The sequence below is a fragment of the Vagococcus fluvialis bH819 genome (assembly GCF_900163795.1).
Classification (GTDB): domain Bacteria; phylum Bacillota; class Bacilli; order Lactobacillales; family Vagococcaceae; genus Vagococcus; species Vagococcus fluvialis_A.
Genome location: NZ_FWFD01000001.1, coordinates 1 through 10,144 on the forward strand (window position 1 = coordinate 1; position 10,144 = coordinate 10,144).

Consider the following 10,144-nt stretch of genomic DNA (forward strand, 5'->3'; position numbering starts at 1 on the left):
ATCCAATACCGTTCATTTTCATAAGATAATGGTTGGTGCCCTTTTTCAATATCTATAATACTTAATCTTCTAAAACCTAAAGCAATCGTATTATCTTTATAATACCCTTCTTCATCTGGTCCTCTATGTACAATCATTTTATTCATCTCATTAATATTGTTCTCTATTGTTTTTTGTATTGCATTTTCCACATTGGAAATATACCCAACAAATCCGCACATATCAATTCTCCTCTTTTTGAGTTCCTTTTTATTGATTATTTCTTCTAGTTAAAATTTTTTAAAGACTTTTAAACTAGCGACATTTTCGAATTTATGTATTTTTATTTTGATTAGTGAAAAATAGATTTTAATTAAGCACTATTAAAAGTCTAGTATTTTTAAATTCCACAATTGATAGTAAAGCTATTATCTTCGAATAGCAATCACTTTAAGCGATTGCAGATTGATATTTTAAGTCCTAATTTTTTTGTTAAAGAACCAAAAATTAGGCATTTGTCTCATCTTTAAACCACCAACAGATAATCAGATAGAAATTATTGAGATTGTTACCATTGGTAAAAGAGAAGAAAAAAAGTATTTTTAACCGCTAAAAAAAGTATCTCTGAAATTGAAATAAAAAATCTTTTACAGATCTAATTTTAAGAGAGTCGCTCGCTTGTTTTTAGCAGCTACCTATTTTCTTCAATATATGATTTTATAGAATCTCATGTATTCATAACATGAAATTGGATGTCTAACTCTTAAACACAAGTTTAAATCATTACTATCCTCCTTAACTTAATAACTATATTCTCTCAATTTCCGCTTAAAAAGTAACGCACCTATTCGTTTACAGTTAGCAACCACTGGTTTACATACACTAAAAATCAAATAAAAAAGTACTTCAGTTATAAATTTTTAAATGAAACTGTAGTTTTATCAATACACGTTTTTAAGCAATTTCATGTATTCACAACATCTTTGACGTACTTAAACAAGTACGTTACAATAGTAAGAAAGATGTTAAAGGGAGGAATAGCTTATGTCTATCGTAAACCCTAGCCAAGCTAGAAAAGTCTTTTATCAACTATTGAAAGACGTCAATAAAACTAACGAACCCATTTATATCTCTGGCAAAAACGAAGAAAGTGAAGCCGTTATGGTCAGTAAAAAAGACTGGGACGCAATTCAAGAAACATTATACCTTCAATCTGCTGGCGTAGCGGATGTGATCCACCAGCGTGAACAAGAAAATGAGTTTGTTGCATTGGAGGATATCGATTGGGATACTCTATAAAGTTAGCAAAATCAACAATGAAAGACCTTAAAAATTTAAAATCGGCTCATTTAGAGCAAAAATTTAAAGATATAATGGAAATTTTAAAAGAGAACCCGTTTCAAAATCCACCGCCTTATGAGAAGCTAGTCGGAAATTTAAAAGATAACTATTCCCGACGATTAAATATTCAACACCGAGTGGTTTACTCGGTTGATAATGACGCAAAAGAAGTCATTATTTGGTCGGCTTGGACGCACTACGAAAGATAGAAAACCACTTTTAAAAAAGTGAATTTCTATCTTTTTTTTATGTAATGAGCTTGTCTTTTTTCGGACCAACTACCGAAAAAAGACAGTGCATAAAGAGCCAGTTTTTTCCGACGCCAACGACGAAAAAAACTGGCTTGATCTTGCCAAAAAAAGAGACCGAAATGGACACATTTCCCGTCTCTTTTTTTGGCTCAAAACGGGTACGTTTTGACAGGTTTTCAAGGGGGATTGGGGGAGCAGCGCGTCCCCCAACAAGGTCGTTTGCGCCACGAAGTGGCTAGCAAACATAGAGCTTGCCAAACCTCCAAGACCGAGCATAATACTAGAAACCGAAAGCGTTTCAGTGTTATGCTCGTTTCTGACCGCTAGGGAAGAAAAACAAGGAGGTGGGACTGTGAGCGAACGAGAGATTTTTGAGGCCACTTTTGCGGAGGCCAAACCGAAGCGAAAAGAGCCGAAACAAATCAGCTTTCGAGTGAGCGAATCCGAATTTGAAAAGTTGAAGCGCTCCGCTGAAACTTTTCAAATGAGTGTGCCGGCTTTTGTAAAAAGCAAGGCACAAGGGGCTAAGCTCGTAACGCCGAAAATTGACCGACCAGGAGCCGTGGAGATTGCCAAGCAATTACGCGCGATTGGAAATAACGTCAATCAGATGGCAAGAGCAACGAATACTGCCGAATTGGATCCGAATTTAGCCGCCAACCTAACGGCTGAATTGCAAAACGTGCAAAAGGAGTTGAATCAGATATGGCAACAATTAAATTAGCGCGCAGCACCAGTTGTTCTCGCTGCATTAACTACGCTGAACCGCGGGCAACGGTCAAAAGCGGCTTCAATTGTGACGTGAACTACGCCAAAACCCAAATGAAAGCTACTCGCATGATTTATGGCAAAGACGATAAAGTTCAAGCGCATACCTTGATTCAGTCGTTTAAGCCCGGTGAGGTCACTCCGGAGCAAGCCAATGCATTAGGTTATCAATTAGCCGAAAAAGTCGCTGACGGTCACCAAGTAGCCATTTATACGCATACCGATAAAGATCATATTCATAATCATTTAGTGATTAATAGCGTCAATATGGATACTGGTTTAAAATTTCAAGCGCATGGACAAAAAGCCATTCAAGAAGTTAAAGATATGAACGATCAGATTTGTCTTGAGCATGGCTTAACGATTCCCGAAGAACCCGCTAAAGTTCGTTATACTACAGCGGAAAAGTCGTTACTGGAAAAAGGAAAAATCAGCTGGAAAGACGAAATAAGAGAAGCTGTCGATTATTCAGTGAGTCGTACAAGCGATTTTAAGAGCTTTTCAGAGCTTTTAAATAAAAAAGGGGTAGATGTTAAACTGAGAGGAAAAACGATCACCTACACCCATTTAAACGCCAATAAAAAGGTGAGAGCGAGCAAGTTAGGCAGTGATTATGAAAAGGAGACGATTTTTAATGGCTTTGAAAGACACATTGAACCAACAAAAGACAGAGATTTCGCAACCGGACAATCCGGAAACAATGAGCCAAGACCTGCAGCAACTGATTCAAGTATTGACCGAGATCCGGAATTACAGCGGAGCGACGCTGCAACAGAAAAGCTTGGAGAAAGCCAATCTGGAGAACAATTTACAAGAGATTCAAGAAGTGACGAACTCCGTCCTGAACAGCTTCAACAGCAGCTTAACCAACTTAGAGACTACACAAACCGACTTCAACGAGACAGCTCAAAAGCAGTCAATCGAATCCTTGAAACGCCTGAAAACGATCTTGAACGATCTTTTAGACCAAAACAAAGCCGAAATCGCGAAGATTCAACGCGAAATGAGTCAGAACAACCAACAGTTAAGCGAGATCAACCAGACCATAACCAAAACGATGGACCAAGTCTTTAACCAGTTAAACGCTGAAATCAAGCGAACCAATCAAAAATTAACCTTTCGAACCGTTTTAACCAATTTATATGCCAGTGTACCTACCGGTATCGTTGTGGTGGCGCTTATGTGGCTGCTCAATTACTTTAACGTCTGGTAAAAAAGAAGATTCTCATTACATAATGGATAACCTAAATGGACTTGAATTATTTAAGAGAAATAGGGAGTTAAATTCCATTTAAAGCCTATAAAAAGCCCTTATAAACACTTTAATTTGTCTAAAGGTCCTTTTGTAGGTTTTTACTCTAAAATTAAAAATAGGCCTGTTTATTTAGCTTCTATTGCATACAACGGTTCGATCAGTCGAGCGTAAGTCGAGACATAGACTTTTGCTAACGGGTTTTTCATTATTCTTTAAAGGTCTTTTTGTCTGACTAAAGACGGCATTTTGTCTATTAAAAAACGATATAGTGATTGAGAGGTTGTTTATTTTATTTTTTACTAAAATAAACGAGTAGTATTTATATTTATCTTATATATTTTGTCTTTTAAACCTTTTGTGTGGAAAAAAAGGTTGTTGTACCAAGTGATTAAACGTTTAAATAAGTACCAAAAGCGATGTATATGAGTACTAAAAGCGATGTATTTAAGTACCAAAAGCGATGTACGTGAATACTTTTCGGTTGATAAAGTATTCACATTTTTGTACAATCAAATAAAAGCACAGAGAAGTTTTTATTTTTCCTTAGCTTTTTCCTCTAAACATAAGTAAAAGGAGTTGTATCTACATTTATGAATAATGAAATATTATCACCAAAAGTATTACATATAAGTGACTTAGAAAATCAAAAAGCAGTGGAACACAATGATTTAATCACCAGTGTAGCTAAAATGGATAAAATACCACTCAAAATTTTTGAATTAGCGGTCTCTTGTTTAGATACAGAAAATATTCCACAAGATAATACGGTTTACCTATCAAAAGAAACATTATTTTCTTTTTTTGATGTAGCAAGCAGCAGTAAACACACTCGTTTTAAAAACGCTTTAAGAAACCTACATGAACAAGCTATTTTTGAAGTTCAGGAAGTTCAAGAAAAAGATGGGAAATTTGAGTATTCAATTATTTCCCCTATTTCAAGAAGTAGTTGGAATGATTATAATGACTCAGTTTCAATTAAATTTACAGAAGATATTATGCCTTATTTAATTAATTTAAAATCAAATTTCACGCAATATCTCATTACAGATATTATGGAATTGAATAGTAAGTACAGTATTATATTATATAAGTGGTTCTCTATGTATTACAATCAGTATGAAAAGTACAATGAAAATGGTCAACGCAGGGAAGAACAATTAGAACAACTTAAAAACCCGTATGTTGAGATTCAAGAGTTAAGAAGATTAACAAATACGATAAAAGAATACGAGTTATTCAGTAATTTTGACAAAAAGATATTAAAAAAGCCAATTGAAGAAATTAATAAAAATACTCATTTTACAGTTACTTACGACAAAATAAAAGAAGGACGATCAATCGTAGGAATAAAATTTTATATTGAGAAGAAAAAAACAACTCTAGCTCCAATGGAGTATAAATTAAATGATCCTATTTCTCAAAAACATCAACAAACTAAAGAAGAGAACGAAAACCAATTATTAGGGCTAGCTATGCAAAGTCCGTATACAAAGTTGTTGTTAAAACAACTACTAATTAATCAGTATGACTTAATTGATAAAAAAGTGATGGTTGGTTTGCAAAGAACTGTATTTCCAAAGTATGAAGAATTAGCAAAATTACAAGGTCGAAATTCAGTGAAAGAACACATTCAGTATGTGGCTGCACATAAAATACCTTCTTCCAAAAAAGAAAATATTGTAAAATATTTAAAATCTTCTATAGAGCATTATCTTGCAACTGTAAAAATAAACAACGTCTATAGGGGTGAATAACATGGCTGATATGACGATAAAAGAGTTAGCAGACGAATTAGGAGTATCCAAACAGGCAATTCGTAAACATTTAGAAAAGTTACCACCAACCTTATCGGTAACTAAAAAAAGTAATACCATTTACTTAAATGCTGATGTATCAAATTTTGTGAGGAAAAAGGTTACTAGAGTTACCAGTAACTCTAGTAACCTTGATAGTAACCAAACTAGAGAAGATAATCGCGAAAATAACCCAAAAAGCGATAGAAAAACTATTAATAATTATGAAGTTGAGAAAATACTTAACGAACAATTAAAGATAAAAGATAAACAACTGGCAGAAAAAGATAAACAAATACAAACTATGCAAAAGTTACTTGATCAGCAGCAACAATTATCACTTCAAACAAATAAACATATTGAACAATTGCAGCTTCAATTATCTAATGAAACTACAGAAGATTCGATACGTTCAACTAGTAATCCTCTATTTAATGATAATTTTGAAGACATTACCGATGATTTTGAAAAAAAAGGGTTTTTAAGCCGTCTTTTCAAAAAAAGGCAGTAGTTTAAAGTAAATAGTAAAGTAACCTTGACGTATTAATTTATGTCAGGGTTATTTTGCTTAACCGCGATTATGTCACCTAAGAATTTAAGTTACCTGATCATTAATTAACTATTTATTTGAACTTTCATATGTATTCTCTTAACCAATTAGGTAAATTAGAATCATTGATATTCCAACTTTCTACTTCTGTTTCACTTTCTTCCCAATTATTCTCGTTTCCATCAAAAAACTTATGTCTATTACATTTATATTTAACTATCGAATTACCTTCTAGTCGATATTCATTCCAATAATAATTTTGTTTCCCATATCCATTCCATTCGTTTGTAGTATAAATAGTTGACATAAAAACACCTCCATTTTTTCAATTGATTATATCACGACTAATCAATTGGGACTAACGCTAATGAACAATAAAATTATTCATTAGCAGATAAATTTTCAATTGGGGAACACCCACAATAACTTCTGACTTTAAATACTGTCTTCTTAGTAAATATAGATTTAAAAACCGAGTCTAAAATTTAATAAAGTCTCACTGATTTCATCTTCATTGATTCCAATATAACGCTTGGTGATTTTTTCGCTGCTGTGACCGAATATTTCCATGAGTGTAGCCACGTCTTTGGTTTTCTTATAATAGTGATACCCAAATGTCTTCCGCAGCGTGTGCGTGCCGATATCGTCCCGATCTAATAGTGCGGCGACCTTTTGAAACATCTGATAGACCGTATTGACTTCTAAATGACCGCCTTTAGTACTGGGAAACAAATAATCTTCTGGCTCCAGGTCTTTCGTGTAGTCCTGGATCAACTCCTGCAGGCTGCTTAAATATAAAATGCGTGTTTTTCCGGTTTTTTGCTCCACAATACGTGGGTTTTTCGAGGAAATCACGTCTTTTTTCTTTAATTTCACGATATCAGACATGCGTAAACCGCTATTAATGCCGATCAAAAACAAGAAAACGTCGCGTTCGGCGTTTTTGTTGCGTCTCAAACAGAATAAAAAGTCGTTGATTTCTTGCTGCGTTCGTAATGGTTGTACATTATAACTCATTGAAATGGTCTCTCCTCTCACAAAAAGGATACATGATTTCATTCATTATACCACGAAATCGTGTATTGGACACCGGTATAAAAAAAGAACCCTATAGATATAGGATTCTCGATACACGTTTTTATACAATTTCATGTATCACATTTATGAATTAAAAAAGTATATAGTATTATTTAATTACTTTTGATATTTGTAATAAAAAATATATATTACACTATAACTCATTTCCTTTTCTCTATCACTAAGAAATAAAGATTAATTTCATTAGTTTATTTAACTTTATCTCTCCCAATAGAATCTATAATCACTCCAAATATACCCCCGGTGACTATTCCAAAAATAATAATTGAAGTCCAATTATCGAAAGAAAAGTATCCAATTAATGTCATACTAACAATCGTCAAAAAAACGACATAATATTTTTCTACAAAATTACCCTTTTTTATTTTTTTATCCATAGACGAAACCATTTTTTTATCACCTCTCATTAGCTGATCTAAAGTAATATTTAATTCATCAGAGAGTTTTACTAAAAGGTGGATATCAGGATAATTTCTTCCAATTTCCCAATTTGAAATTGTTGAACGTGCAACATTAATCCTTTTAGCTAAAACTTCTTGGGTTATTTCTAATTCAGTTCTTCTTTGCTTTATTATTTTTCCAATCTCCATTAGATTTTCCTCCTAATCCAATCTAACCATATCAACTTACTATAAGGCGAGCGTATATTGCATACATCGTTTATATTATATGTCAGCATATGCAACAATGCCAATCTACTCTCAGTTTAATAATTATTTTACTAATCTATATGAAAGTAGATAGAATGTACTTCTTGAATATTTCTATATTTTTTATTTATATCCAATAAAAAGAAACTCTTATTTTTTAAGAGCTTCTTCTTATTGGATTTTCAATACAAGAAACTATGTAAATTCATGTATTGAAAAGTCATAGTACTTAGAATAAGAATAAAAAAATATTGGAGGAATAATTATGTTTATGGTATTAGGAATTATTGCTATAGTAGCAACTGTTTTAAATATTTATTTATACAAAATAGGCAAAGATTATAAGTTAGCAATGGCAATGGGATTGTCATTTACAGCACTGACGCTTGTCTCAGGACACAGCATGATATCTAATTGGGTAAAAGTAGAAGATTGGGCTGCCTTATTAGATGTATTACCTACCATGGCAACAGCCCTATGGGCTTTAACGATTATATCAATATTATTAAATATAATTCCGATACTTTTAGAGCTGAAAAACAAAAATTAGTTAAAGCTATTCAAATGGCTGAATAGAGTCTAACCAGAATAGACACTTACCAGATATTGATCTGATTAATTTTTCGCTGTCTATTAAAATATTCAAGTTTACTAACTAAAAAAAGTCATGTATATAGACCCTTGATTTAATAAGGTGCTATATACATGACTTTATCTAATTTTATATATGAATTATTGTTATACAGAAAATCGTAGAGGTTCTGTTAAAAATTCTTGTGATTCTTCGACATAGATACGGTGCCAAACCATAAAAGTTAAAGCTGTCCATATTTTACGTGAATAATCTACCTTACCTAGGCGATGATTAATTAGAAGATCTTCAATATATCTTTTATTCAATAAATGCTCTGTTTGAGATTCTCTTATAATTGTCAGTGCCCAATCATACATTTCATCTTTTAACCAATGACGGATTGGAACTGGAAAGCCTAATTTTTTACGGTAAATAACATTTTCTGGAACAATTCCTTCTACTGATTTTCTTAAAATATATTTAGTCATCCCATGAGCAAGTCTTAAATGTGCAGGTATTTCTCTAGCAACATTAAATACTTCTTTATCTAAAAATGGTGTTCTCAATTCTAATGAATGAGCCATTGTAGTTCTATCTGCATTTAAAAGTAAATCTCCACTTAACCACGTATTAATATCAATCAATTGCATTCTATCTACTGGATGATAGCCAATTGTTTGCTGATAAATCGATTCTGTTACGTTCTGAAAAGAATGGTTAGCGTTGTACTTGGCTAATAAGTTTTTCTTTTCACGTTCGTCAAAAATCTTTGCATTTCCAACGTACCGATGTTCTAAAGGAACGGTTCCTCTAATAAGAAAACTCTTCCCTTTTACTCCATCAGGCATCAGCTGAGCTAACTGATGGATAGCTTGGTTGGTATACTTACCAGTAAGATTAAACATTCTCAACGCATGTGGTTCATTATAAATACCATACCCTCCAAATAATTCATCAGCTCCTTCACCAGATAACGCAACTTTTACATGCTTTCGAGCTAATGCTGACAAAAAGAATTGCGGCATTGCTGCAGGGTCAGCTAAAGGATCGTCCATATGCCAAACAAAACGTGGAAATTCAGCCATGAATTCTTCTACAGTAATCGTATGACTAAAGTTTTCTACTTTTAACTCTTCTGCCGTCTCTTCAGCTAAATTAATTTCATTGTATCCGTCTCTTTCAAATCCAACTGATAATGTTTTAAGCTTAGGATTAAACTCGCGTGCCATTGCTACAATGATTGACGAATCAATTCCTCCTGATAAGAAGGAACCAACTGTAACGTCTGACCTCATATGTTTTTCAACGGAATCCCATAAGCTTGTTCGAATTTCTTTTGTAAAAAAATCTTCTGATTTGTTAATGGGTGAAAAATCAGCCTGCCAATATCTCGTAATTTTTACTGTCTCATTTAATTTCTTTGTCATAAAATGACCAGGAAGTAGTTCCTTAATTGATTGGTGCATCGTTTCTGATCCTGGAACATATTGAAAAGTTAAATAATTTTGTAAAGCAATTTGATCTAATTGTCGGTCTTGAACCATTTTTAGAATAGCTTTCTTTTCAGAAGCCACATATAGGCCTTGTTCTTCTACTGCATAATAAAAAGGTTTAATCCCAAAATGATCACGAGCTCCAAAGAATGATTTTTCTACTTTGTCCCAAATCACAAATGCAAACATTCCTCTTAATTTATCCACTACTTCTTCTTTATAGGCTGAATAAGCTGCAATGATAACTTCGGTATCACTATCCGTTTTAAATAAATACCCTTGACCACTTAGTTTTTTTCTTAACTCTATATAATTATAAATTTCACCATTAAAAATAATCCAATACCGTTCATTTTCATAAGATAATGGTTGGTGCCCTTTTTCAATATCTA

11 protein-coding genes and 1 pseudogene are annotated in these 10,144 nt (G+C 33.1%); 7 read left to right on the top strand and 5 right to left on the bottom strand.

What is annotated here, in order from left to right; translation table 11 throughout:
- A pseudogene (locus FM121_RS00005) lies at positions 1-221 on the bottom strand (asparagine synthase (glutamine-hydrolyzing)); the annotation flags it as partial.
- An 802-nt stretch (positions 222-1,023) separates the two neighbouring features.
- On the opposite strand from FM121_RS00005, the gene FM121_RS00010 reads away from it, so the two are divergent.
- The 6 genes from FM121_RS00010 (at position 1,024) to FM121_RS00035 (ending at position 5,898) form a co-directional block, all read left to right on the top strand.
- Positions 1,024-1,278, top strand: coding sequence for a type II toxin-antitoxin system Phd/YefM family antitoxin (locus tag FM121_RS00010; protein WP_010620828.1), 255 nt, complete (start codon positions 1,024-1,026; stop codon positions 1,276-1,278).
- Entirely contained in the window at positions 1,263-1,529 is a 267-nt protein-coding gene (locus FM121_RS00015) for a Txe/YoeB family addiction module toxin (protein ID WP_022797157.1), read from the top strand. Before FM121_RS00010 ends, FM121_RS00015 begins: the two co-directional genes overlap by 16 nt.
- A gap of 394 nt (positions 1,530-1,923) precedes the next feature.
- Entirely contained in the window at positions 1,924-2,295 is a 372-nt protein-coding gene (locus FM121_RS00020; protein WP_086950110.1) for a MobC family plasmid mobilization relaxosome protein, read from the top strand.
- On the top strand, positions 2,277-3,413 hold the full coding sequence (locus FM121_RS00025) for a relaxase/mobilization nuclease domain-containing protein (RefSeq protein WP_086950111.1): 1,137 nt from the start codon (positions 2,277-2,279) through the stop codon (positions 3,411-3,413). Before FM121_RS00020 ends, FM121_RS00025 begins: the two co-directional genes overlap by 19 nt.
- A 771-nt stretch (positions 3,414-4,184) precedes the next feature.
- Positions 4,185-5,348, top strand: a complete 1,164-nt coding sequence (locus tag FM121_RS00030) for a RepB family plasmid replication initiator protein (protein WP_086950112.1) — start codon at positions 4,185-4,187, stop codon at positions 5,346-5,348.
- 1 nt (position 5,349) lies between these two features.
- Positions 5,350-5,898 carry a DUF536 domain-containing protein gene (locus tag FM121_RS00035; protein WP_086950116.1) on the top strand — a complete coding sequence of 183 codons (549 nt, stop codon included), beginning with the start codon at positions 5,350-5,352 and terminating at the stop codon, positions 5,896-5,898.
- Between the two features lie 124 nt (positions 5,899-6,022).
- Here the strand turns inward: FM121_RS00035 and FM121_RS00040 are convergent, their stop codons facing one another.
- The 3 genes from FM121_RS00040 to FM121_RS00050 form a co-directional block, all read right to left on the bottom strand.
- A complete protein-coding gene (locus tag FM121_RS00040; protein ID WP_022797248.1) occupies positions 6,023-6,244 on the bottom strand; it encodes a hypothetical protein in 222 nt (73 codons plus the stop codon).
- Between the two features lie 158 nt (positions 6,245-6,402).
- Positions 6,403-6,954, bottom strand: a complete 552-nt coding sequence (locus FM121_RS00045) for a tyrosine-type recombinase/integrase (RefSeq protein WP_023179913.1) — start codon at positions 6,952-6,954, stop codon at positions 6,403-6,405.
- Positions 6,955-7,223: 269 nt separating this feature from the next.
- Complete coding sequence (locus FM121_RS00050) at positions 7,224-7,625, bottom strand: helix-turn-helix domain-containing protein (protein ID WP_086950113.1); 402 nt, start codon at positions 7,623-7,625, stop codon at positions 7,224-7,226.
- A gap of 325 nt (positions 7,626-7,950) precedes the next feature.
- On the opposite strand from FM121_RS00050, the gene FM121_RS00055 reads away from it, so the two are divergent.
- Complete coding sequence (locus FM121_RS00055; RefSeq protein ID WP_086950114.1) at positions 7,951-8,235, top strand: hypothetical protein; 285 nt, start codon at positions 7,951-7,953, stop codon at positions 8,233-8,235.
- A 188-nt stretch (positions 8,236-8,423) separates the two neighbouring features.
- On the opposite strand, the gene asnB is transcribed toward FM121_RS00055, so the two are convergent.
- The coding region (gene asnB / locus FM121_RS00060; RefSeq protein WP_086950115.1) for an asparagine synthase (glutamine-hydrolyzing) at positions 8,424-10,144 on the bottom strand (1,721 nt) is incomplete at its 5' end.

Excerpts from the sequence above, each read along its gene's own strand:
- FM121_RS00045 (WP_023179913.1), bottom strand. The coding sequence starts at position 6,954 with ATGAGTTATAATGTACAACCATTACGAACGCAGCAAGAAATCAACGAC.
- FM121_RS00035 (WP_086950116.1), top strand. The coding sequence starts at position 5,350 with ATGGCTGATATGACGATAAAAGAGTTAGCAGACGAATTAGGAGTATCC.
- FM121_RS00040 (WP_022797248.1), bottom strand. The coding sequence starts at position 6,244 with ATGTCAACTATTTATACTACAAACGAATGGAATGGATATGGGAAACAA.
- FM121_RS00010 (WP_010620828.1), top strand. The coding sequence starts at position 1,024 with ATGTCTATCGTAAACCCTAGCCAAGCTAGAAAAGTCTTTTATCAACTA.
- FM121_RS00050 (WP_086950113.1), bottom strand. The coding sequence starts at position 7,625 with ATGGAGATTGGAAAAATAATAAAGCAAAGAAGAACTGAATTAGAAATA.
- FM121_RS00025 (WP_086950111.1), top strand. The coding sequence starts at position 2,277 with ATGGCAACAATTAAATTAGCGCGCAGCACCAGTTGTTCTCGCTGCATT.
- FM121_RS00055 (WP_086950114.1), top strand. The coding sequence starts at position 7,951 with ATGTTTATGGTATTAGGAATTATTGCTATAGTAGCAACTGTTTTAAAT.
- FM121_RS00030 (WP_086950112.1), top strand. The coding sequence starts at position 4,185 with ATGAATAATGAAATATTATCACCAAAAGTATTACATATAAGTGACTTA.